Raw genomic sequence first — 22917 nt, 5'->3', positions numbered from 1 at the left:
CCTGCAAAGTACACCGCGGCTTCCTTTAAAATGTCCCTTTCCATCGTAACCCGCTTTAAATCAGCCCTCAGCTGGCGTATCTCTGCACTTTGATCGTCTTCTTGTTTACGCTGCTTCTCGGGCTTATCGTACTTTTTAACCCAATCACACAAAGATTTGTAACTGACACCCAACCGCTCAGCTACAGAGCTGAGTGTATGACCTTGTTTTGTGACTTGCTGGACGGCTTGAATTTTGAATTCTTCTGGATAGCGTTTTCCGCTCATAGCAACACCTCATAGTTTGTTCAATTATATAGCTATTGAGTGTCTAGAGAAGCGGGGTCTTACCACCACACTTATCCCTTCACCATTACAATCGTTCACAGATCTCGTTTAGAGCCCGTCATATTTCAATCTGCCGTTTTATACCTATATTCAAGGTATGCGCTAGGATGCATTTAGACTTACTTTAGTGGGGTTAATTAGCCATGTTAGACAGACTCGATTTTCTGCAAAAACACTTACCCAGTGGCGAGCACAACCGCGTAGTGCCTGTTTATATGTTTACGACCGATCAGGGATTACCCGTGATACTGCGCGTCAATATTGGTAATGCACGAGACGATGTACCCGTCGCCCTTATGGCTTTCGATATAGATGCGATGGCCACCACCGTACGGTGTGAGGTTCAATACCCCACGGAGAATACAAAACTGCGTCTATACGGCAGGCTAACAGGCAAACGCTTTACTTTGGGAACAACTGAAATTGATAACTGGTCAACGCTGGAAACCTTACTAAAGGCAAACTTGGAAAAACATCAGGCAGTACCTACGCCATAAACTACACCATAATAAAAACGCATTAAAAATGCCTGACAGATCGCTCTATCAGGCATTAGGGCTTTAAATTTGGTGTTTAGCTCAAGGTTAGCCTAACCAAGACAACCAATTTTCACGCTCTCGGCGGGCAATATTTAGTTTGTCACGCAAAGTGCCTGCCAGTGCTTGTCGTTGCTTCTTATTCTCGCTTTTTGCCTTTACTGCTTTAAACATCAGCACGAACATAGTTCCCAACATGATGACAGGAATAAACATCATCTCTTCTTGGCGGGTCTCCGAAAAGTAAAGGCCGGTACCCACAGCAGCAAAAAACAGCAACCCGTTAAGTGTTCTGGTCGCGCCGGATTTTGACAGTGAAGTAATACACTCATTCGTCCAAAGATCGTCTTTGCTCAGATTGAAATAGTATTGCTGATAGTTGTATGCGGTTTTGTCATCAAATTTGGCGTCTGACAGGCCAACCATGACATGGTCACCGATGTCAGTCGCACCCAACTTTGTGCTTCCAGGATTGTAAGCGTGCTCTTCACCGTCGAGTGTACGAATAACCAAGTAACCATTTAGGTTAGAACGACGATGGTTCACTCGACTCACCACTGATGACTCTGAATATTCACGCCCGTAACCATTTCGGTAGGTTGTGGTTTTTACTTGCTCTTCCGTCCAACTTCTTACGTTGGATTTCAGATCGCGATCAATAACCGTCCCAAAGATCACTTGACCATGAAGAGCGCCTTTTGTTGAACCAACGGCGTATTTGTGGATGTAGTCAGTTGACTCTGAATACATCACCGCCGCCACTTTTTCTTTTAGGCGATCATGTGCGGAAACAGGCGTTTTCTGAACAACAGCCGCATCTGCACTTGCGCACGCTACAGCAGTTTGCGAATGCTCAAGCATTGTTGCATCAGCATCAGCTATACCACCAAACGCCATGTTTTCTTCGACAGGGGCAAGAAGAGAAGCGATAGCGACATTTTGACAACCACATTTAAAACAGTATGGGGATAACAAGGGAATGCGGTTGTTGCAGTCAGAGCACACAGCATCATCTTGCTGATAGACACGCTTAATACGTGCAGCCTGTAAATCGAGGATGTTGCATTCCAGCATGTGCTGAAGATAGCGCGTGATCGTCTCATACTGCTGCTTTTCTTGGGCGAAACGCTTATTGCCTTTACGAATGGAAAGCGCAGCCAACACCACCCAAATCGCCGCACCGGCACCGAATATGCTTTCAAGGCTATTGAAAGGGCGACCATCCGTAAAATACAGAAGCGCCACCATGATGATGATGCTGGAAATTAGCGTCGTAGTAAGACTGCCGCCAACATTCGTCGGAGTAGGTTTGTAGATAGGATCCAAGCTAGAGCGCTGGCCTTCCTCGTTGTGCAATACAATCCCCGGCGCCCAGTCGTTATTTTTCACCGTCTCTTGGGAGTCTTTGCCATAAATCTTGTAGCTTTTTGTTGCGGGTGTAGGACGGTAGATAGTGACGATATCGCCCTTGTTCAGGCTATCAAGAAACTTGTCTTCAGAATCAATGGTAATTTGACGTTTGTTTTCACCGTCATCTACCGTGATCCACCAACAGCCCACCTCTCGAACATTCGAGTTGTTTCTATGAATACGCTTATAGCGATACGTGTCGGTGAGAACACCCGTGAACACTTCTGCATTCGGAAGATCGTGATGGATATTGGCAATATCGGCACTGATGTCACGGCATTGCTTAATGGTCATTTTGGATGCATGTTGATTGCCACAGTGTGGACAATACAAGTCAGATAAGAACCGTGAATTTTCGCATTTCGAACACTGCATACGTTTACTTATTGTTCTCTAATGCATTGATGAATAGATAAAAAATCGAGAGATAGTAACAATGCTAACTGTGTACATCAAAGCATTTGAGTGATTAATCAATAGTAAGTAAAGCAGCCTGTGTTGCTAGCCTAGATTGGCGGAAACACAGGAAAAATGAGACGAACAGAGTGAATGCTTGGGTGCCGTGTTCTAGTAAAACGCGGAAGTAGCACAACATTTTTGTGCATCGCTACCTAAAATTATCTAAAAAGCATTGCAGTATTGTGGTTTTCGCACTAAAAAGTTGGAGCTAATTACACCGATCATGCGTACATGGTCGCTATAAAAATAATGAACAACAGGCAGCGTCAGTAGTCACCCTATAATGCCCAACTTTAAAGATATCCTCGATATCCACCCTAACCCCTGTGTCATTCACATCAACTTCGTCCCCCAATACGCGAACAATGCGTTTGCTCGATTCAGTGGTTTAGAAACCGCTGAAGATGTTCTGAAGTTGGAAAGCATTCGTGTCCTGTTTGAAGAAGCCCACTGGCCTGAAGCGCAGCGCAGATATCAACGGGCCATTGAAACAGGCGAAGCAACGCCACCGGAAGTGATTAACCATATCGATATGAAAGGCAATCCGATGATTGCGCAAATCACGGACAAGGTGGTCGATTGGTATGGTGAAAAGGCAATGTGTACTTTCATCAGTGTGGTGACGGACCAAGTAAGACGAGAGCACACACTCAGAGATATGGCCAACCGTGATGATCTGACCAACTTGTTTAATCGCCGCTACCTCTCCAAACAGTTCGAGCAATTTCAGCACTCTTCCTCATCCGACCGTTTCCTTGCCATGGTCGATATCGATCATTTTAAGCGTATTAACGACAACTGGGGGCACCCTGTCGGTGATTTGGTGCTAAGACAAGTGGCAAAAATCATTGAGGCATTTTCAGATCCTGGAGAATGCGCGTCTCGCTTAGGTGGCGAAGAGTTTGCGCTGTTGTTTTGGGGCTGCAATGAACAACAAGCCATTGAACGTTTGGAAGCCTTGCGTCAGGAAATAGAACATATTGTTGTCCGTGTTAGCCACACGACACGTCAACCCCTAGCGATTAAGTGTACCGTGTCGATTGGGGCAACTCGGGTTGAGGTGGCAGAGTCATTTCTTTCTGCTTCACTACGTGCAGATGAATCGTTGTATACCGCCAAAAATTCAGGTCGTAACCGTTTGATATACAACAATGATATCAAAAAAATGGACATTCTAGACGTCGCTAACGCTTAGAATACTGGTTCGTTGCTCATTCTGGCAGAAACAGCGGAGTAATGAGCAATGACCACTTTATCTCGCCCAGCACGTTTTGCTTGATACATGAGGTAATCGGCGTAGTGAATCAGCACATCCAACTTCATTTCAGGGTGGTATTCATCAACCAACACGGCACCAATGGATGCCGTCACGTTTAAGTTGAGTTCTGGCTGGGAAGCCATTTGTATCAAGTAACTACGCACATAATCACAGGTAAGTTCGAGTTTATCGATATTGCAAATTGAAAGAAAAATACACATTTCCTCTCCCCCTAGCCGCGAAATGGCAATCGCTTCTCGAATGTTCATTCTTAAAGAGTCCGCGATAGCCACCAGCACTTCATCACCTTTCAAGTGCCCGAAATCATCATTGATGCGCTTAAAATGATCGATATCGATCATGACCACGGCGAAACACCTTTTTTGCATCAATTGCTCCACCTTTTCGCCGCTATAGATTTTCTCTAAACCACGTCGATTCAGCAGCCCTGTCAGTGAGTCCGTATACGCAAAGCCTTCAAGTTGGGTATTGGCTAGCCTTAGTGCTGTGGTTTTTCGTTTGACCGTCAACTTGAGTATGTAGACGTAGCTGATCAGCATGCCAATAAAGAATGCGCCCAACGCGGGAATTAACCATGACGGCAAGGTATCGCGGGTTCTGGTGTTTAACCATTTTTGCTTTATGCGTTGTATCTCAATGGCGGGGATATTTTGAATGCCGGATTGTATTTCTTCCAACAGCGCACGTTCGCCTTTCGGCACAGCGATGGCGATATTTTTTGTATAAACCTTGTTGATGGGCACAAACTGATGGGGATTGTCTTGCAGTGAAAAGTAGTAAGTAGCGACTTGGGTGTCGATAACAATACGCTTTACGGTTTCATTTATCGCCGCCTCAATGAGCTTCGCATTGTTATTAAAGGGCACCGTAACTGCGAGCGGATAGTGTGTTTTTATATACTCTTCTTCATACCCGCCTTTGACGACACCAATTTCCATCCAAGGCAAGATCCGATCCGTTTTTCGGCCCTCTTCATCATTGAGCACATACAATGACGTTGATAGCTCAAAAATAGGGTCTCCATAATCCAGATACGTATCGCGCTCAGCGGAATAAACCAATCCAGCATGGACCTTTCGCCCTCCGGCTTTTACAGCAAGCAACGAATCATTCCAGTCGGTCAGAGAAAACTCGATAGCGGTGTTATTTACGTCACCGTAAAGGCGCCAAAAATCGACTAGCAGCCCTCTCGGCTCTCCGTTTTCAGCATAAGAAAAAGGCTTCCAACTGTGGGAGTTAGTGATGGTGAGAGTTTGCGGGTTGGCAGAAGAGGGTGCGGTAAAAAAGAGACTGCTGAAAAGAACTAAAAGTGAAAAACAACGTCTCATTTGGTTGCGCCTGATACCCATCACCGTCTGCCAATCCTTTTGCAAATGGATAGCCATTGTCTCAGATATGATTCGAGTTACCACCTATTCACAAAATGAATATCAATAACCTAGATCTAGGTCTACTTCTACTTAGCAGGCTGAGATGGTTGAAAAAAATATTTTTTAACCTGTTATTTAATTTCAGTTCGCTTTCTTATCAAAAAACGAAAGATCGGCGACTTTATGTACAGTTAACGGCGTGTTTTCGCACTTTTGCAGCTTTTAGTACAACCTCGGTCAATTGATGATTTGGCTAACATTTTGTGGTAAATTTACGGCCCCGAAGCTGGGTCGAAATATCATCAGGTCAACCTGATTCATCAAATGTTAATAGGAATAAGGCATCTTCCATTGCCTGCGATCAAAATTCCATCACATTAAGAGTGTATACTGTGCCCGCTTCGTCATGGATGAGTTGTGTTGTGCAAACGGAGGAAGACATTTGCACAACACAATTGTTTTTGTCATGAACCAAATTAACGCTGTAAGAGCAATGTGCAATCCTGCCGCTCACCACGCAGTAACTTGTTGTTTTATTACAGACGGCAAGCACCTGATATCGTGACTACAGCGACATTTATCCATTGGGTAAAAGTTCGACCGGAGAGAACCCTACAATGAAAAAGACCAAAATCGTTTGTACGATTGGACCGAAAACTGAATCAGTTGAGATGCTAACCAAGCTGGCAGAAGCTGGCATGAACGTTATGCGTCTGAACTTCTCGCACGGTGACTTCGCTGAGCACGGTACGCGCATCGCGAACTGGCGTGAAGTGATGGCTAACACCGGCAAGCAACTAGCAATTCTTCTGGACACCAAAGGTCCTGAAATCCGCACCATTAAACTGGAAGGCGGCAACGATGTATCTCTAGTAGCTGGTCAAACGTTCACTTTCACGACTGATGCAACTGTTGTTGGTAACGTTGAGCGTGTAGCGGTGACTTACTCTGGTTTCGCGAAAGACCTGAAAAAAGGCGCGACTATCCTGGTTGACGACGGTCTGATCGAGATGGAAGTTCTGGAAACCACAGACACTGACGTTATCTGTAAAGTTCTGAACAACGGTGACCTGGGCGAAAACAAAGGCGTTAACCTGCCAAACATTTCAGTAAACCTGCCAGCACTGTCTGAAAAAGACAAGAGCGACCTAGTATTTGGTTGTGAGCAAGGCGTTGATTTCGTTGCAGCATCTTTCATCCGTAAAGGTTCTGATGTTAAAGAAATCCGTGACCTGCTGACTGCTAACGGCGGCGAAAACATCCAGATCATCTCTAAGATTGAAAACCAAGAAGGTGTAGATAACTTCGACGAGATCCTGGACCTGTCTGACGGTATCATGGTTGCTCGTGGTGACCTGGGCGTAGAAATCCCAGCGGAAGAAGTAATCTTCGCTCAGAAGATGATGATCGAGAAATGTAACCGTGCACGTAAAGTTGTAATCACTGCAACTCAAATGCTGGATTCAATGATCAAAAACCCACGTCCAACTCGCGCAGAAGCGGGTGACGTTGCTAACGCAATCATTGACGGTACTGACGCAGTAATGCTGTCTGGTGAAACTGCGAAGGGTAAATACCCAGTTGAAGCAGTGACTATCATGGCACAAATCGCAGCACGTACTGATGGCGTTCTGAAAGCTGAGCTAGGTTCACGTCTGGACAGCCCACGTCTGCGCATCACTGAAGCAGTATGTAAAGGCGCAGTAGACACCTCTGAGAAGCTAAGCGCTCCTTTGATCGTTGTTGCTACTGAAGCAGGTAAATCTGCACGCTCAATCCGTAAGTACTTCCCAACGGCGAACATCCTGGCTGTTACCACCAACGAGAAAACTGCAGCGCAACTTTGCCTAAGCAAAGGTATCACTTCAGTTGTTGTTGATCAGTTCGAAAACACTGACGAGTTCTACCGTCGTGGTAAAGAAATCGCTCTGGAGTCAGGTCTGGCTGCTAAAGGCGACATCGTTGTTATGGTTTCTGGCGCACTGGTTGCTTCAGGTACTACTAACACTGCATCTGTACACGTTCTGTAATCGAACCGTACAACGCATAAAAAAAGGAGCTTTTCGGCTCCTTTTTTGTGTCTGCTCAGCCCAACGTTTTCAGCGTGTTGGGCAATATTTGGCAATCCATTACCAGCGAGTCAATTCCGTCTTATGAGTGCGTAGCAATATCGCCATCGGTACCAGATAAATCCAGCTTACCTTCAACGACAACACCACGAGTGATAAGGTGGTGACCCTTACCAACGCTTTGTTGATTGTACGGAACACGATCAGCCTCTCGGTGATGAAAATTCGTTCAAAATTTCGAAGTTCGTCAGTCTACATTTTGACCAATAAAATGCAAGTTTGCCATCCATAAAAAAACCGACAGCTTTCGCTATCGGCTTTCAGTCAATACATCATCGCGTGGTAATACATCAACGGTTCATCATAAAGACAACACGTTAAGATTATTGACGCAACGCACGCTCACCACGCGCAATACCTACCACACCACTACGGGCCACTTCGATGATATCTGTTACTTCTTTCATGGTCGCAATGAAAGCTTCAATCTTATCACTCGTTCCCGTCAACTGAACCGTATAGAGTGAATTGGTCACATCAACAATCTGACCACGGAAGATATCCGCTGTGCGTTTGACTTCGGCACGTGCAAAACCAGTGGCTTTAACTTTGATCATCGCCAACTCGCGCTCAATGTAGTCAGAATCAGTCACATTGCTGACTTTCAATACATCAATAAGCTTGTGCAATTGCTTTTCAATTTGCTCACGCTCAGACGCTTTAACGACAGAGGTTGTAATATTTAAACGAGACAGCGTTGGATCGTCAGTCGGCGAGACAGTCAATGATTCAATGTTATAACCACGCTGAGAAAACAAGCCGACCACGCGAGACAGTGCGCCCGGTTCGTTCTCCATCAAAATCGATACAATACTGCGCATTATGTTCTCTCCGTCTTACTCAACCACATTTCATTCATTGCACCGCCACGTACCTGCATTGGGTAAACGTGCTCTGTTTCATCAACACTGATGTCGAAGAAGACCAGTTTGTCCTTCATTGCCATACCACGCGCAAGTTCACTTTCGAGTTTGGCCGGGTCGCTAATGCGAATACCCACATGACCATACGCTTCGGCAATTGCTGCAAAATCGGGGACAGAGTCCATGTAAGAGTGAGAGTGACGGCCTTGATAAATCATGTCCTGCCACTGTTTCACCATACCGAGGAAGCGGTTGTTGAGGTTGATAATTTTGACGGGGATGTCGTATTGCAGTGCAGTAGACAGTTCCTGAATGTTCATTTGAATACTGCCGTCACCGGTCACGCAAATCACTTCCGCTTGTGGCAGCGCGAACTTCACGCCCATTGCTGCAGGTAAGCCAAAGCCCATGGTGCCGAGGCCGCCGGAGTTAATCCAACGACGTGGTTTATCAAACGGATAATACAAGGCTGCAAACATTTGGTGCTGGCCGACATCCGATGCCACGTAGGCGTCACCATTGGTGATTTTATATACGGCTTCAATCGCTTGTTGCGGCTTAATACGCTCACTATTGGTCGCGTACTTAAGGCATTGACGCTCACGCCACACATTGATGTTATTCCACCACGACTCAATGGCTTCAGCATCATTCGTGCCGCCCATTTCGGTCAGCATACGCAGCATGGTTGTCAGCACCACATCTGCGGAACCAACAATAGGAATATCTGCCGCGACGGTTTTCGAAATACTGGATGGGTCAATGTCGATATGCATGACCTTGGCATTCGGACAGTATTTCTCAAGGTTGTTCGTTGTACGATCATCAAAACGTACGCCAATACCAAAGATAAGATCGGCATTGTGCATCGCCATATTGGCTTCGTAAGTGCCGTGCATGCCCAGCATACCCAATGCCTTATCGCCTGTGCTCGGATACGCCCCCAGCCCCATCAAAGTACTGATAACGGGAATATTGAGGGTGTCAGCCAGCGTTTTAATTTGCTCGCCACACTCGGAGATGATTGCACCACCACCGACATACAAAACAGGCTTCTTCGCTTCGAGCAGGGCTTTCAGGCCGCGTTTAATTTGCCCTTTATGTCCGCTCGTCGTCGGATTGTAAGAGCGCATAGACATGCTTTCAGGGTATTCGTATGGATATTTGTTCGCTGGGTTCAGCATGTCTTTTGGCAGATCAACGACCACAGGGCCAGGGCGGCCTGTCGACGCGAGGAAAAAGGCTTTTTTTATGATTTTCGGAATGTCTTCGGTGTTTTTCACCAAAAAGCTGTGTTTTACAACAGGACGAGAGATACCCACCATGTCACATTCTTGGAATGCGTCATTCCCGATCAGGTTACTCATTACCTGCCCGGAAAGAACCACTAGAGGCACGGAATCGTAGTAAGCGGTTGCTATCCCTGTGATGGCATTTGTTGCACCAGGGCCTGAAGTAACCAGCACCACGCCCACATCACCCGTTGCACGGGCATAACCGTCTGCCATGTGCACTGCCGCTTGTTCGTGGCGAACGAGCACGTGCTCGATATCGCTTTTCTCGTGTAGTGCATCGTAGATATCCAGAACCGATCCGCCTGGATAACCAAAAATATGTTTTACGCCTTGGTCGATCATCGAACGAACGACCATGTCGGCTCCTGACAACATTTCCACTATATGCCTCCATGTATGCATAGTATTAGGACTTATTTGTAGCCTAGTGATGGAAGTCGGCATAACTGCCTGTTAGCTGACTTCCATGCCAGCTATGCTTTTGATCCCGGTCGTAACAAGGACCAAAGTAGCAATACTTAAACAGCCTCGAACCTGCGGTTATACACCAGCAACGTGAGGCTGTCTGAGTATCAACAACTTTAACGCTTTGCTAGCAAATGTGTCTATTGGTTAACCGAAAATCACACTAAAACTCTGATTGATTAGAAATACATCATCAAAGGCTCTGCCCTGACCCGCCAAATCAGAATCAAACCCTAAAAATGCGCCAGTTAACAAAATTTACTGTTCGTTGTTTGCGAATAATCTGGCGTAGAAAACGTCAAAATTTGCGGCTTTGAGACGAATTACAAAGATTCAGAGAAAGAAGCGCGGAGCGAAGCAAACATAAGGGAAAGGAAAAGTAGGCTAAGACGTTAAAAAGTCAGGCATTGAGACAAGAAAAAGCCCAGCATAAATACTGGGCTTTTCGCAACATCATCAGATTACTTGTGCTTCTTATACATGGCTTCGATCTGCTTTTTATAGCGTTCGAGGATCACCTTACGACGAAGCTTTAAGGTTGGCGTCAGTTCACCTTGAGCCATTGAAAACTCATCAGGCAGCAAGGTAAACTTTTTCACCTGCTCAAACTTAGCCAGTTCCTTTTGCAACTCTTCGACGCGTTTTTCAAACATTTCTACCACTTCGCTGTGCTTAATCAGCTCCATACGATCGTGATATTTGATGTTCAGCTCTTTTGCCCACGTTTCCAGCGTTTCAAAACATGGCACGATGAGTGCTGATACAAAGTGGCGTGCATCTGCAACAACCGCAATCTGCTCGATAAAGTGGTCTTTACCCAGCTTACCTTCAATCACCTGCGGCGCGATGTATTTACCGCCCGAGGTTTTCATCAGCTCTTTGATACGGTCGGTAATAAACAGGTTACCCGCGGCATCGATATGGCCCGCATCACCCGTTTTCAGAAAACCGTCTTCGGTGAAAGTGTCCTCGGTTTCTTTAGGTTTGTTGTAGTAACCCTTCATCACCATCGGACCACGGACCAAAATCTCGTTGTTTTTACCGATTTTTACTTCGGCCATTGGCATTGGCATTGGCATACCAATAGAGTCAGGATCAAACGACCCCGCTTCCCAACAAGACACGGTCGCGGTGGTTTCGGTCATACCGTAGCCTAGCTTGACGTTAACTCCAATAGCGTGGAAGAAACGGCCAATCGCAGGCTCCAGTTTTGCGCCACCACACGGCATCATCTTAATGTTGCCACCCAGCAATTGGCGCAATTTGCTCAGCACCAACTTGTCAGCCATACGGTGCGCTGATTTCAGCCATGGGGCTGGCTTCTTACCCTTGCGGGTAATTTCACCCATCAGGTTGCCAATAGACACAGCTGCGCGGAACATGCCTTTTTTGATTGGGCTGGAGGACGCGACTTTCTCGTGTACCGCACTGTAGATTTTCTCGTAGAAACGCGGTACCGCCGCCATCACTGTCGGTTTCACTTCCTGCAGCGCATCTTTAATGCCATGAGTATCAGAGAGGTAGCAGTTTGTCGCACCGTGGTGCAGCACATAGAAAGTCCAGCAACGCTCAAACACATGAGAAAGCGGCAAAAATGCCAACGATACATCATGCTCACTAATGCCCAACACCATGTCATGACTTTCCACCTGCGCGGCCACATTGGCGTAATCCAACATTACGCCTTTCGGCTCACCGGTGGTGCCAGAGGTATAGATCAGAGTCATCAGGTTGTCCATCGCAGCCTGAGAGATGCGCAGGTGCATTTCTGGATCGACGTTTTCGTTGCCCAATTGCTGGAACGTATTCCAGCTCATTCCCATCTCGTTATCACCAAAATCAACCGTTTCATTAAAGCTCACGATTTTTTCCAGTGATGGCACTTTGCCTGCAATAGACATTGCCGCATCTGCTTGCGCTTGATCGCCGACAAACAAAATGCGCACGCCTGCATCATTCAGAATATATGCGGCTTGATCTGCCGTATTGGTTGGATAGATAGGCACCGGCACACAGCGGACTTGCAACGCAGCGATATCTGCGATTGTCCACTCTGCACAGTTGTTCGAAAAAATACCTATTTTATCTTGTACTGCCAGTCCTGAAACCAGCATCGCACGTGAAATGCTATCAATACGCTCACCGAACTGACGCCAGCTAATATCGCCCCAACCGTTGCCGGTTTGAAAACGCAGTGCAGTCTTGTCACCCCGCGCCTTTACTTGCTCGCGAATACGGTTAACGATATGAAATTCCAGCGCCATTCAATTCTCTCTCAGCACATCTTGCCCCAGCAAAACCGCTATGTGGGCAAACAATTATTTAGCTAACACATGTAAGCTCAAAGTATTCACGCAGTGTAATGACTCAATAGTTAATTACAAGAGGAAGCCACTACACATCGGTGAAAATCTAGACAGAAAAAATAACGAACAGCGTTCATTTCAGAGTACACCTGTTCTCTCAATACCAAAAAAAGTTGTAACAGGCTGTATCAGAGTTTTCGTCAGCCATAAAAAAGCCAGCAGACGCTGGCTTTGTGTACATAACGGTGACAATTACACCAAGGAGTTTCCACATATTGACAACAGTTGATCACGCATCCAAAGGTGACCCTTGTCTTTTTCTGCGGAGGCATGCCAGCTGAGGTACCCACTAATACGATTATTCTCGCTTGGCAGTGGCAACGTTTTCAGGTTTTCGCGGTATTGTCCGCTTTCCACCATCCAACGCGGGGCGACCGCAATCAGCGCAGATTGGCTGACGACATACAAGATATTACTCAGACTTACGCCCTGATAGGCTTCGCGGTAACGTCCATCACGATAAAGCACCTCGGCGTAACCTTGCATCTCACCGTTACGTTTAAGTACCGCGTGGGCTTCATTCTGTAATTCTTTTGCTGTTATTGCATCGCCCAATCTTGGGTGATGCTTATTGGCAACGACCACAAGTTCATCATTGAACATTTCCGTACTGCAAAACCCACTTTCGCCGAAATGAAGGTAGTCCACAACAAAGTCGACTTCCTGATACCGAAGCTTATTGGCGATATCTCGGTTAAATTCGGTTTCCACCTGCACTTTGACACTTGGCGCCAACTGATTGATGGTATTTAGAATTTGAGGCGCGAAACGCATATCAGATGGGCTGCAAATTGCCAGTCTGAATGTACGAGTGCTGGTTTCTGGAACGAAAATAGAGGTAGGCAATTCATTCTTGATCAATTGAATGGCTTGGCGAATAGGACCAAATAACTGACGAGCACGTTGGGTTGGCTTAATGCCACGGCCATTGCGCACGAATAACTCATCATTGAACATCACTTTCAAACGAGACACAGCATTACTGACCGCAGGCTGCGACATTCCTAGACTCTGTGCTGCTCGTGTAATGTTTTGTTCTTGCATCACTGCGTCAAAAACAGTGATCAAATTAAGATCGACGCTTCGTAGCGTCAAATCGGTACGGTCATCCAATTGTTGAACCGATTCTTTCTGTGTCATACCTAAACCTTGGCGGGAGAGTAATTCTTAAAACGTCATTTCGTTCCGCAGGTATGCATCCATGCCTCTAAAAGATATTAGGTAAAAGAGCCGAGGCAAAGAGTCATATTCCAAACAGCCATGTGTACGTCAAACGTTCGTTCAAGTCGGCCCCAGTGTAGTCAAGAAAACTGAACACAAGGTAACCAGACTCTGAACTTAGTAACATGGGTATGTGATGTGCCCCCAGTGAATTGTTATAAAATCTTGCATTTACATAAATCTAAATATCTAAACGCCAACAATTTTAGTGCTTTATATTCATAAACATAGTGCTAAAAACAATCATCATCAGACGCACATATAAATTATTCACCCAGCCCATGCATTATATTTTTGCATTAATATCAGATGATAATTGCATGTTAAACATGGCGCGCTTGCGTTGTTGGATCGGTAAAAAATCCGACATCAAATCAGCAATATGCTCCGGAAAAATCACTTGTGACCATAATGCGTCACGCAATTCTTTTAGTGTTGATAAATCCCCCGCAGCCAACCAATCAGCAAGCGCTGTCGAAACCTCTGGATAAATAACACGATGACTTTCCTTTTGCGCCAACCAGGAGGCAATCGCCCCTTTGTCTAAGGTTTCCATCACAGATGCTAGACCCATCATATCTAAGGTCGCAACATTACTCTGCTGCTCAAACTGGCCGTTTAACGGTTTAAGTAACAACTTCTTACCTAGCGATAATGCTTCTGATGGCAATTCAACCCCCCCATTGGCTATTACGCCTGCGCATGATTTGAGCGCGTGATGAAACGCCGCCTTACTCAATGGACGCACAGCAATGTTATTGTGCTGCATCGGCGTTTTACAATCCGGATGGAAGCAGACAAATGGCGCAGAAAAATGCGCGAGGGTTTCAATCACGTCATCCAAACGTTCAAACGGCAAATACGTCAAAATCGTATCGCCACGAGAAGATACCGTGGTCGCTAAATCGATAATGGGCGGTAAAATAGGCTGATTAAAGTGATACCAATGGAGCCCTATTTTCGTGTCTGTGGGTGCGAAATACTGCATGATGAGACGGTCTAACAGGTTTTGCCCACGTTTAGGTACTTCATACGAAAACGCTGATTGGTGACTGATAGATATCGACCGGACTTTCTGACGCTTCGCAGCGTGAGCAGAGATGGGCTCAAAATCAGAGATAACCAAATCATAGCTGCGCACATCTAGCGCTTTCACGTCTTTGATGAATTGCCAAAGATTGTTGGTTTTCACCGTGTTAAGCATATCTACCTTGCCTGCACGACTGACAAACGATAGCCCTTTTCGGCAGAGGTAATCGCCAAAGACATCCATATCAAAATAGGCATCTTCCGACCTGCCCGAAAACAAAAACTGTACGTCCAGATCGCCATGATCGGAAAAAGCGCTGGCCATCGCCCTCGCGCGTGCTATATGCCCGTTTCCCGTTCCTTGTACACCATAGAGTATTTTCATTGTGACTCTCTCGAATTCTTATCCGCGGTAACCGACTTAAAGGCTCAATGCCAGTGCCGCACAACCTAAACCCAGCAATACGCCCACCAAAACATCGGAAATAAAGTGCACCCCTAATAGCACGCGTGATAAACCAATCGCGATCGCCCACGTCCAATACACTTGGCTGTACTCGGGATAAAATTGACTGAGCAACGCGGCCATGACAAACGCAGCAGCAGTATGCCCAGACGGCATGCTATAGAGATCAGAAGGCGTGATAAACGAAGGAAGATGCTGAGGGCGCGCACGTCGGAAAAAACGCTTCAAAGACATATAAATCGGCACTTCGATAGAAAAAGCCATCAGACCGCAAGCAAGGAACGCCAATCCATGCTTACCGTCACTTATCGCCAGAATAGCGCCAATAGCCGCATATAAGTGTCCGTCTCCGCTTTTTGATACCCAGCGAAAAATACGCGCAATATCGGCACTGAACCGATGGCTGAGGCAAAGCGTAGAAAACGCATGATCAACCCTTTGAATTGCAACAAGACTTCGCATTCACCCACTCCATTTGTCGATGATTCACCATCAGCTTAGGAGGGAGGAATGACAAATCCGTGACGCTTTGCCGACGGAATGATGAAACTTTTCACCGCGTTTTAAGAAACATCAAACCGCCAATACTTGATGACGTTTCACCTTGCCAAAATCTGCCAAGATGGCGTAAGCCGCTGGGATCATAAACAGCACCAAAAGTGTGGACGTGAAAATCCCAAACACTATCGAGATAACTAACGGTTTGACCACTTGCGCCTGCAAGCTGGTTTCCAGCAGCAAAGGCAGTAACCCCGCAGCGGTGGTTAAGGAAGTGAGGAAGACGGCTCGGAATCGTTCCTGACTCGCACGTACAACCGCGCTATATACCTCTTCGCCGTCATCTAGGTGGTGGCGAATATATTGCACCAGTAATATAGAATCGTTTACGACAACGCCCGCCAAAGACACAAAGCCCATCATACTCGGCATACTCAAGGGATGGCCGAGAAGCCAGTGCCCCAATATCACACCAATGAATGCCAGAGGGATCGCAATCAACACCACAAAGGGTTCTAGATAACTTCGGAACTGATAGCTAAGAATCACAAAGATACCAAACAGCCCCATCGCGAAACCTACGCCCATAGAGCGTCCTGTTTCCGCAGAATCCTGACTCTGTCCTTCAAACAACACTCGGATTCCTGGGTATTGTTGGTGCAAAGACGGTACGAGCTCTTTTTTAAGCTGAAGCAGAACATCACCAATACTGACCTGGCTTTGCACCACGTCACCAAACACGCTCAAGGTTCGGATCCCATCAATACGCTGAATACGCACGAAGTTTCGCTGATAGTTCAACGCTGCCACGGTCGACAATGGCACTTGGCTACCGTCTGGCATTACGATAGGAAAATTCGCAAAATTTTGCAGATTACCCGCGTCCGCTTTATCCAGCCTGACATCGATTTCGATACTTTCTGGCCCCACCTGAATCTCATCAGCCGTTTGTCCAAAATACGCTGCGCGCAATTGTCTTGCGATCATCTGTCCGTTAATGCCGAATGCCTCCGCCCCCGGCCTTAACGTCACTTTGACCTCTTCCTTACCCGGACGCATATCATCCAGTACACCTGACACCCCCTGAAACTGAGCAATAAATTGCTGAATATCCACCGATGCCTGCTTGAGCTCGTTCAAATCATCGTGCTGTAAGCGAATATCAAAATCCCTCCCGCCGGGGCCCATCGCAGGTTGCTTAAACACCAATGAAACGGGGTCTGTCAGCACGCCGGTTTCGTTTTCCCATGCTGCGATAAAGTCATCTATTCGGGTGGCGCGTTCTTCTGCACTGCGCAGATCTAGACGCACCGTGGCGATATGCTGCCCGTTCTCATCCGCATCAGCGTTAAAGTTGAATTGCTCTGTGATGTGCTCTATCAAAGGCTCACCACCCTCTTTTTCTTCACGCCAACGCTGACCAAGACGATTCGCTGACGCAACCAACACACCAACAACGTGTTCTGTTTGAGATAAGGAAGAACCCGGCGGCAAGATCACTCGCGCCTCAGCGATGTCACCATCGAGCTCAGGGAAACCAACAAAGCGCACGGCCCCTGAGACCAACAATGAAATCGACACCAAGAGCATGGCAATAACGCCGCCAACAAAGGCATACCGCCAAGCGACAGCTTTTGCTACCCAGTCAGCAAGTGTACTTGCACGAAAGGCTTCAAATTTTTCAAGAAACACACGCTTGAACGCAAGATCAGGTTTGGGCTTCCCCGCGTTGGCAAGAGAGTGCTGCAAGTGATGTGGAAGGATTAAAAACGCTTCAATCAGGCTCAGCGTTAAAATAAGGATAAGTACCATAGGCACAACGCGAAGTACCGTTCCCATCTCACCTTGTAAAAATATCAGGCTGCCAAAAATACACACAGTGGTGAGGTAGGAAGAAACGACACCCGGCAGCACCTTTTTCACGCCATTGACGACCGCATCTTCGAGTTTTTGTCCACGATCGATATGAGAAGCAATAGATTCGGAAATAACAATGGCGTCATCCATCATGATCCCAATGGCCATAAGAAGCGCCACCAACGACATAATGTTGATAGATAACCCAAGCTGAGCCATCAGGAAAAAACTACCGAGAAACGCCACTGGAAGGCCAGCAGCAACCCAGAATGAATAGCGCAACGAGAAGAACAACCACATCACGCCAAATACCAAGATCACCCCTTGCCATGCATTGCGCGTCATCATGGTAAGGCGATCCCACAGTAAAGACGAAAAGTCGTTGGTAAGATCGAGTGTCACACCCGCTGGCGCGATCAGTTGCTGATCATCCACAAACTGTGCGACGCGATCTTTTATGCGCAAGGCATCATCCGCTTTGTTCTTGCTGATCTTGAGAATGGCCGACGGTTTTCCGTTAAACCACACTTTCTGCTCATCCAGCTCAAAGCGCTCAGTTAAGGTAGCGATGTCTTGCAAGCGCAGCACGCCGCCTTCGGGATCGGCCGCAACAACAATCTGTCCGAGCGTATCAGCCTCAATGCGCCGCTCATCAAAGCGGATCAACACGCTTTTGTCCGCCAATTCAATGTTACCGCTCGGTAAATTGATGTTTTGCGCAGAAACTTCCGCTGCAATATCAGCAATGCTTAACCCCAGTTGCCTGAGCGCACTTTCTTTTACCTCGATGCGGATTTGTTTACCTGAGAACCCTGACACACTGACCAAAGGGACATCGTATTCGTGTTTGAGGATCTGCTTGAGATCTTCTGCATAGGCTTTCAACCCCACCCAATCGGTTTCAGCGGCAACCGCGACATCGACGACGGGCTCGTTCCAGTCCAACTCCCTGACAACGGGTGGCTCTATGTCGCTGGGAAAGTTATTGATGGCGTTGATTTGGGTTTGAATATCCACCAGCATGCGGGAAATGTTGGCATTCCAGGTAAGCTTCACCACGAGAGATGCAGCGCCTTCCAGCGCTTCACAGCGGGTTTCTTCAATATTGGAAAGACCATCAACGGCCTCTTCCATCAACAAACAGATATTTTGCTCTACTTGCTCAGGGCTTGCACCGGGATACACCACACTGGCGAGGATGTAGGGCGGCGCAAATTCCGGAAACGTTTCTCGTTTCAATTGTGGCAATGCGGTGATCCCAAGAAGGATCAACGTCAACATAAGCAGATTAGCGGCGGTCGGGTGTCGCGCAAAGTAACGGATCATGATGCATCCTCCTCCGCCTCGTCTACTTTCGCTACATCATGGCCATCTTTGGTCACGGCACGCAGTAACATGCCCGGCACAGCAGGCAATATGTCGTTTAAGACTAAGTTTTGCCCATTTTTCAACGGTCCATCGATGGCAACAGACTCGCCTTTTCTGAACACGACAGTGACTGGCACAATGGTTAGCCCCCCCCTCTCAAGCAGGTACACCTTGTCACCACGCAGTGCCTGTTCTGGTATCACCCAATGCGGTCTTGGCAGACCTTCAATCGTTGCCTTCACAAACATGCCATTGACCAAAGACGGCAATAACGTACCACTGGACGTCATTTCATCGATGAGCGGAATTTCAAGAATAACGCCGACTGTCGCTTGGTTGAGGTTTACCGTGTCACTGAGACGCGCCACATTCGCCTTCCAATCGCCTTGAAAGGAACCGCTGGACAGCGTGACGCGTGCGGAGAGCGCATTCAACGGCGGCATATCTCGCACGCCCTGTTTGGCCAGACTGTTTATCAGCGTTTGCATGTCATGAATAGATACTTGCGCGTCGACTTCTACCTTCTCCAGACCATGAGAAATCACCATGATTTGCTGCGGTGTCACCACCTGATCCTGCTCGATATTGACCTCGGCGATTCGGCTATCCACAGGCAGTATCACTTCTGTTTTATCCAGGTTGCGCTGCGCTTGCTCAAGGGCTAACTCACTGGCTGCAAGTTCTGCTTGGGTAATTTTTTTCTCGTCGGGCAACACATTCAACTGCGCTTCCAAGTCCTGCACACGTGTTTGCTGGGAAAGGAAAGCCTGTTGTTCACTATCAAGATCTGATTGGGAGGTTAAGCCTTTTTGTTGCAGGTTACGTTGTCGTGCCAACTCATCTTTGCTGAGAGCTAATCGTCGACGCTCGATCAACAAGGTTGATTTTAAGTTTGCCTCATCCAAATTATGTTTCGCCAGTCTAGCTTGCTTGGCATTCACATCCGCATTGGCCTGCGCCACCGCGATTTGATAATCGGTAGGGTCAATGTTTAGCAGCACCGTCCCCGCATTCAGAATCTGCCCTTTTGCTAGATCGGGATGGCGATAAATCACTTTGCCATTCACTTCCGCAATCGCCTGCCAGATAAATTGGGGTGTCACTCGACCAAAGCCTGTCACTTCAGGAGAAATCGCCTGTTGCTGCAAAGTGATAACATCCACTGGCCGCACTTTGGACAAGGTGGGTTTAACGGGAATATCTGGTCGGGTTTTTACCGCAATAAACAGGACCGCTATCCCCACCGCAAGCGCAGGAAAAAACAACAACTTTCTTTTTAGTGTCATAGCTCTGGCTCTCCCTGGGCGTTGAAAATTCCATGTTGTAACAGCGCAGCATTGTGGGCAGCTAACCGAAGCAGGTAGTCTTGATTCAAGGAGATGCCCTGCAACGCCGCCATGCCTTGAGGCATGATAAAAGGCAGCACCATCAAGCTAAAAAAAACTCATACGCGCTAGCTCGGGATCAATGTCATCGCGAAGGACCCCTTTTTCCTGAAGACGAGCAAACAGCATTTGCTGCAAGGGCAGGATGATGTCATGAAACAGCTTTTCCACTGCCTGCCGCTGCTGATCCTGACTATCCAGCATCATGCAGCGAAAGATCAAAGAGGGCAGATTGGGACCAACAGACATGACCTTATAAAACGCTTCTACCGCGTCATTCAGTGTTTCTACCTTTCCATCTTGGATGGCTTGTCGAAGATTTGCGATGATAGGAGCAGCATTTTCTCTGACTGTTGCCTCAAAAAATCCCGCTTTATTGCCAAAGTAATAGCGAATAAGAGCCACATCAACACACGCACTTTCTGCAATCTTTCGGGTTGAGACTTTGTCATAAGGTTTAGACAGGAAAAAGCGTGTCGCTTCCTTGATAAGGGCTTCTCTTGCGCACGAAGTGCCTGTCGGACGTCCGGGTCGTTTGGCCATGCGGCACCTAAATTCAACACTGTTGAATTAATAGTACGCTGCTAACTGACACATTTCTCACACTTTAATTCTACAACTCCCCGTTTTGTGATGAATTTCTGAACGCCAAAATCAAGCAGAGAATAAAACCAGACTTTTGGCATTTTTATAGTGTTTTCCACCACAGTTAACATTTTGAATAACGCATTCTTGTTATTTTCTATTTTGATATTGACGTTTTAGTGAACGGTTTGGTATTCATTTGTACAGACCATATAAGGATTCTGTAACAGTGATGATGCGTATTTTCCTCCTCAACCTTCTACTTCTCGTGAAAAAATCGCGCGGGTAGGTCATGGATAGAAAATAACACTCACCAAGACTTTCGAAACCCGCGCTAAAGCGCGGGTTTTTTTGTATGACCTGCCAGCAGTGCGGATTACTCATATCAATCTCAGTAAGTAGTTAGAAACTGTTTGCGACATTGGTACTCAACGGCAACAGAGGGAACGACCATGAAAGACCGAGTCATCATCTTTGACACCACTTTACGTGACGGCGAACAAGCGCTGTCTGCAAGTTTGACGGTTAAAGAAAAATTGCAGATTGCACTCGCGCTTGAACGTTTAGGGGTCGATGTGATTGAGGCGGGCTTTCCAATATCCAGCCCCGGTGATTTCGAATCGGTTCAGACCATCGCTAAAACAGTCAAAAACAGTCGTATCTGCGCGTTGTCTCGTGCGGTCGATAAAGACATCGATGTCGCTGCTGAATCCTTGAAAGTGGCCGAAGCCTTCCGGATCCACACCTTCCTGTCTACCTCAACCATTCACGTTCAGGACAAACTGCGCCGTAGTTATGATCAGGTTGTCGAAATGGGAGTTAACGCGGTTAAACGCGCCCGTCGCTATACCGATGATGTCGAGTTCTCGTGTGAAGATGCAGGGCGCACCCCAATCGATAACCTGTGCCGCATGGTAGAAGAAGCGATTAAAGCAGGGGCAACGACAGTCAACATTCCCGACACCGTGGGCTACACCGTGCCTGGCGAGTTTGGTGGCATCATTGAAACCCTGTTTAACCGCGTACCAAACATCGACAAAGCAATCATCTCAGTACACTGTCATGATGATTTAGGCATGTCTGTCGCGAACTCAATTGCCGCTGTTCAGGCGGGTGCTCGTCAAATTGAAGGCACCATCAATGGCATTGGCGAACGTGCGGGTAACTGTGCGCTGGAAGAAATTGCCATGATCATCAAAACCCGTGGCGAGCTGCTAGGTGTGGAAACGGGCATCAACCACAAAGAAATCAGCCGTACCAGCAAAATGGTCAGCCAACTGTGTAACATGCCAATTCAATCGAACAAGGCTATCGTGGGCACCAACGCGTTCAGTCACAGTTCTGGTATTCACCAAGACGGTATGCTGAAAAACAAGAACACCTATGAAATCATGACCCCAGAGTCGATTGGCCTTGGCCAAAAAGCCCTGAATCTGACAAGCCGCTCTGGCCGCGCAGCCGTGAAAAGTCACATGGATACCATGGGCTACAGCGAGTCGGATTACAAACTGGATACCTTGTATGAGTCCTTCTTGAAGTTGGCTGACCGCAAAGGGCAAGTGTTCGATTATGACTTGGAAGCCTTGATGTTCTTCAACAACTTGCAAGAAGAAGATGACTACTACAAGTTGAAATATCTGAGCGTACAAAGTGGCAGCGTGAAAGCGACCACCACGGTCTCATTACAGTGTGGCGATGAAACGATCAGTGATGCCGCGATTGGTAACGGCCCTGTCGATGCGCTGTATCAGGTTATTTATCGCATCACGGGCTACGACATCGTATTGGACAAGTTTGACCTGACCGCGAAAGGCGAAGGTGAAGACGGATTAGGTCAGGCGGACATTATCGCCAACTATAAAGGCCGAAAATACCACGGTACAGGCGTATCTACAGACATTATTGAAGCATCTGGGCAAGCTCTGCTGCACGTCATCAACAGCATCTACCGCGCTGATCGCATCGCACAAATCAAAGAACAAGCAACATTAAAAACGGAGACAGTTTAAC

At 47.1% G+C, this 22917-nt stretch carries 17 protein-coding genes; 4 read left to right on the top strand and 13 right to left on the bottom strand.

The features are described 5' to 3' along the window. The coding region (locus tag B5D35_RS02925) for a transposase (protein WP_139367716.1) at window positions 1-266 on the bottom strand (266 nt) is incomplete at its 3' end. A 203-nt stretch (window positions 267-469) separates the two neighbouring features. On the opposite strand from B5D35_RS02925, the gene B5D35_RS02920 reads away from it, so the two are divergent. Further along, entirely contained in the window at window positions 470-823 is a 354-nt protein-coding gene (locus B5D35_RS02920; RefSeq protein WP_078751107.1) for a hypothetical protein, read from the top strand. A gap of 87 nt (window positions 824-910) precedes the next feature. Here the strand turns inward: B5D35_RS02920 and B5D35_RS02915 are convergent, their stop codons facing one another. After that, entirely contained in the window at window positions 911-2566 is a 1656-nt protein-coding gene (locus B5D35_RS02915; RefSeq protein WP_078751106.1) for a hypothetical protein, read from the bottom strand. 448 nt (window positions 2567-3014) lie between these two features. Here B5D35_RS02915 and B5D35_RS02910 point away from each other — a divergent pair, with 448 nt between their 5' ends. Continuing rightward, entirely contained in the window at window positions 3015-3926 is a 912-nt protein-coding gene (locus tag B5D35_RS02910) for a GGDEF domain-containing protein (RefSeq protein ID WP_078751105.1), read from the top strand. Here B5D35_RS02910 and B5D35_RS02905 read toward each other — a convergent pair. Next, a complete protein-coding gene (locus B5D35_RS02905; protein WP_078751115.1) occupies window positions 3923-5338 on the bottom strand; it encodes a transporter substrate-binding domain-containing diguanylate cyclase in 1416 nt (471 codons plus the stop codon). The two genes, B5D35_RS02910 and B5D35_RS02905, sit on opposite strands and share 4 nt — an antisense overlap. Before the next feature lie 659 nt (window positions 5339-5997). On the opposite strand from B5D35_RS02905, the gene pykF reads away from it, so the two are divergent. Then, on the top strand, window positions 5998-7410 hold the full coding sequence (pykF, locus tag B5D35_RS02900) for a pyruvate kinase PykF (RefSeq protein WP_078751104.1): 1413 nt from the start codon (window positions 5998-6000) through the stop codon (window positions 7408-7410). Between the two features lie 422 nt (window positions 7411-7832). Here pykF and ilvN read toward each other — a convergent pair whose 3' ends face one another. The 10 genes from ilvN to B5D35_RS02855 all read right to left on the bottom strand — a co-directional run bounded on the left by ilvN (window position 7833) and on the right by B5D35_RS02855 (window position 20865). After that, window positions 7833-8330 carry an acetolactate synthase small subunit gene (gene ilvN / locus B5D35_RS02895; RefSeq protein WP_078751103.1) on the bottom strand — a complete coding sequence of 166 codons (498 nt, stop codon included), beginning with the start codon at window positions 8328-8330 and terminating at the stop codon, window positions 7833-7835. After that, the gene (locus tag B5D35_RS02890) at window positions 8330-10048 is read right to left on the bottom strand and encodes an acetolactate synthase 3 large subunit (RefSeq protein ID WP_078751102.1); all 1719 of its coding nucleotides are present in this window, start codon (window positions 10046-10048) and stop codon (window positions 8330-8332) included. The genes ilvN and B5D35_RS02890 overlap by 1 nt, the downstream gene beginning before the upstream one ends. Before the next feature lie 545 nt (window positions 10049-10593). Further along, complete coding sequence (locus B5D35_RS02885; RefSeq protein WP_078751101.1) at window positions 10594-12396, bottom strand: AMP-dependent synthetase/ligase; 1803 nt, start codon at window positions 12394-12396, stop codon at window positions 10594-10596. Between the two features lie 294 nt (window positions 12397-12690). Next, the gene (gene leuO / locus B5D35_RS02880; RefSeq protein WP_078751100.1) at window positions 12691-13638 is read right to left on the bottom strand and encodes a transcriptional regulator LeuO; all 948 of its coding nucleotides are present in this window, start codon (window positions 13636-13638) and stop codon (window positions 12691-12693) included. 367 nt (window positions 13639-14005) lie between these two features. Beyond that, entirely contained in the window at window positions 14006-15133 is a 1128-nt protein-coding gene (locus tag B5D35_RS02875) for an MJ1255/VC2487 family glycosyltransferase (RefSeq protein ID WP_078751099.1), read from the bottom strand. 36 nt (window positions 15134-15169) lie between these two features. Beyond that, the gene (locus B5D35_RS02870; protein WP_078751098.1) at window positions 15170-15676 is read right to left on the bottom strand and encodes a phosphatase PAP2 family protein; all 507 of its coding nucleotides are present in this window, start codon (window positions 15674-15676) and stop codon (window positions 15170-15172) included. A gap of 111 nt (window positions 15677-15787) precedes the next feature. Then, window positions 15788-18895, bottom strand: a complete 3108-nt coding sequence (locus B5D35_RS02865) for an efflux RND transporter permease subunit (protein WP_078751097.1) — start codon at window positions 18893-18895, stop codon at window positions 15788-15790. Next, complete coding sequence (locus B5D35_RS02860) at window positions 18892-20223, bottom strand: efflux RND transporter periplasmic adaptor subunit (RefSeq protein WP_078751096.1); 1332 nt, start codon at window positions 20221-20223, stop codon at window positions 18892-18894. The genes B5D35_RS02865 and B5D35_RS02860 overlap by 4 nt, the downstream gene beginning before the upstream one ends. Further along, window positions 20220-20348 (bottom strand): hypothetical protein, encoded by a 129-nt coding sequence (locus B5D35_RS25200; protein WP_280174643.1) that lies wholly within the window; start codon window positions 20346-20348, stop codon window positions 20220-20222. The genes B5D35_RS02860 and B5D35_RS25200 overlap by 4 nt, the downstream gene beginning before the upstream one ends. Window positions 20349-20370: 22 nt before the next feature. Then, window positions 20371-20865, bottom strand: coding sequence for a TetR/AcrR family transcriptional regulator (locus tag B5D35_RS02855; RefSeq protein WP_078751095.1), 495 nt, complete (start codon window positions 20863-20865; stop codon window positions 20371-20373). Window positions 20866-21359: 494 nt separating this feature from the next. Here B5D35_RS02855 and leuA point away from each other — a divergent pair, with 494 nt between their 5' ends. Next, window positions 21360-22916, top strand: a complete 1557-nt coding sequence (gene leuA, locus B5D35_RS02850; protein WP_078751094.1) for a 2-isopropylmalate synthase — start codon at window positions 21360-21362, stop codon at window positions 22914-22916. Window position 22917 lies beyond the last annotated feature (1 nt).

It is taken from the genome of Enterovibrio nigricans DSM 22720 (genome assembly GCF_900167155.1).
Taxonomy (GTDB): Bacteria; Pseudomonadota; Gammaproteobacteria; order Enterobacterales; family Vibrionaceae; genus Enterovibrio; species Enterovibrio nigricans.
Note: the sequence above shows the minus strand (reverse complement) of the source record. Positions and strands in the feature narration are given on the sequence as shown.

Excerpts from the sequence above, each read along its gene's own strand:
- B5D35_RS02920 (WP_078751107.1), top strand. The coding sequence starts at position 470 with ATGTTAGACAGACTCGATTTTCTGCAAAAACACTTACCCAGTGGCGAG.
- B5D35_RS02915 (WP_078751106.1), bottom strand. The coding sequence starts at position 2,566 with ATGACCATTAAGCAATGCCGTGACATCAGTGCCGATATTGCCAATATC.
- B5D35_RS02910 (WP_078751105.1), top strand. The coding sequence starts at position 3,015 with ATGCCCAACTTTAAAGATATCCTCGATATCCACCCTAACCCCTGTGTC.
- B5D35_RS02905 (WP_078751115.1), bottom strand. The coding sequence starts at position 5,338 with ATGAGACGTTGTTTTTCACTTTTAGTTCTTTTCAGCAGTCTCTTTTTT.
- pykF (WP_078751104.1), top strand. The coding sequence starts at position 5,998 with ATGAAAAAGACCAAAATCGTTTGTACGATTGGACCGAAAACTGAATCA.
- ilvN (WP_078751103.1), bottom strand. The coding sequence starts at position 8,330 with ATGCGCAGTATTGTATCGATTTTGATGGAGAACGAACCGGGCGCACTG.
- B5D35_RS02885 (WP_078751101.1), bottom strand. The coding sequence starts at position 12,396 with ATGGCGCTGGAATTTCATATCGTTAACCGTATTCGCGAGCAAGTAAAG.
- leuO (WP_078751100.1), bottom strand. The coding sequence starts at position 13,638 with ATGACACAGAAAGAATCGGTTCAACAATTGGATGACCGTACCGATTTG.
- B5D35_RS02875 (WP_078751099.1), bottom strand. The coding sequence starts at position 15,133 with ATGAAAATACTCTATGGTGTACAAGGAACGGGAAACGGGCATATAGCA.
- B5D35_RS02870 (WP_078751098.1), bottom strand. The coding sequence starts at position 15,676 with ATGCGAAGTCTTGTTGCAATTCAAAGGGTTGATCATGCGTTTTCTACG.
- B5D35_RS02865 (WP_078751097.1), bottom strand. The coding sequence starts at position 18,895 with ATGATCCGTTACTTTGCGCGACACCCGACCGCCGCTAATCTGCTTATG.
- B5D35_RS02860 (WP_078751096.1), bottom strand. The coding sequence starts at position 20,223 with ATGACACTAAAAAGAAAGTTGTTGTTTTTTCCTGCGCTTGCGGTGGGG.
- B5D35_RS25200 (WP_280174643.1), bottom strand. The coding sequence starts at position 20,348 with ATGCCTCAAGGCATGGCGGCGTTGCAGGGCATCTCCTTGAATCAAGAC.
- B5D35_RS02855 (WP_078751095.1), bottom strand. The coding sequence starts at position 20,865 with ATGGCCAAACGACCCGGACGTCCGACAGGCACTTCGTGCGCAAGAGAA.
- leuA (WP_078751094.1), top strand. The coding sequence starts at position 21,360 with ATGAAAGACCGAGTCATCATCTTTGACACCACTTTACGTGACGGCGAA.